General features: G+C 60.0%; 2 protein-coding genes and 1 pseudogene. 2 read left to right on the top strand and 1 reads right to left on the bottom strand.

Annotation, left to right across the window (positions count from 1 at the left end; all coding sequences use genetic code 11):
- Positions 1-224, bottom strand: a 224-nt coding sequence (locus tag AKL28_RS23695) for a MerR family transcriptional regulator (protein WP_156226492.1), incomplete at its 3' end; no start/stop codon positions are given.
- Between the two features lie 71 nt (positions 225-295).
- On the opposite strand from AKL28_RS23695, the gene merT reads away from it, so the two are divergent.
- Entirely contained in the window at positions 296-646 is a 351-nt protein-coding gene (gene merT, locus AKL28_RS23690; protein ID WP_003131974.1) for a mercuric ion transporter MerT, read from the top strand.
- Between the two features lie 12 nt (positions 647-658).
- Positions 659-760, top strand: a pseudogene (locus AKL28_RS24235) (mercuric transport protein periplasmic component); the annotation flags it as partial.

The raw sequence follows: 760 nt of genomic DNA, 5'->3' as shown, positions 1-760 counted from the left end.
CGCAGCAGCTCGGCGATCTCATCCAGGCTGAAGCCCAGCCGCTGGGCTGATTTCACGAAGCGCACCCGCGTTACATCCGCCTCGCCATAGCGGCGGATGCTGCCATAGGGCTTGTCAGGCTCCAGCAACAAGCCCTTGCGCTGATAGAAACGGATGGTCTCCACATTGACCCCGGCCGCCTTGGCGAAAACGCCAATGGTCAGGTTCTCCAAATTGTTTTCCATATCGCTTGACTCCGTACATGAGTACGGAAGTAAGGTTACGCTATCCAATTTCAATTCGAAAGGACAAGCGCATGTCTGAACCAAAAACCGGGCGCGGCGCGCTCTTCACTGGAGGGCTTGCCGCCATCCTCGCCTCGGCTTGCTGCCTCGGGCCGTTGGTTCTGATCGCCTTGGGGTTCAGCGGCGCTTGGATCGGCAACTTGGCGGTGTTGGAACCCTATCGCCCCATCTTTATCGGCGTGGCGCTGGTGGCGTTGTTCTTCGCCTGGCGGCGCATCTACCGGCAGGCAGCGGCCTGCAAACCGGGTGAGGTCTGCGCGATTCCCCAAGTGCGAGCTACTTACAAGCTCATTTTCTGGATCGTGGCCGCGCTGGTTCTGGTCGCGCTCGGATTTCCCTACGTCATGCCATTTTTCTACTGATCGGAGTTCACCATGAAGAAACTGTTTGCCTCCCTCGCCCTCGCCGCCGTTGTTGCCCCCGTCTGGGCCGCCACCCAGACCGTCACGCTGTCCGTACCGGGCATGACCTGCTCC

It is taken from the genome of Herbaspirillum chlorophenolicum (assembly GCF_001189955.1).
Taxonomy (GTDB): Bacteria; Pseudomonadota; Gammaproteobacteria; order Burkholderiales; family Burkholderiaceae_D; genus Herbaspirillum; species Herbaspirillum chlorophenolicum.
The sequence above is the reverse complement of the archived record's forward strand: the minus strand, read 5'-3'. Positions and strand labels throughout refer to the sequence as shown.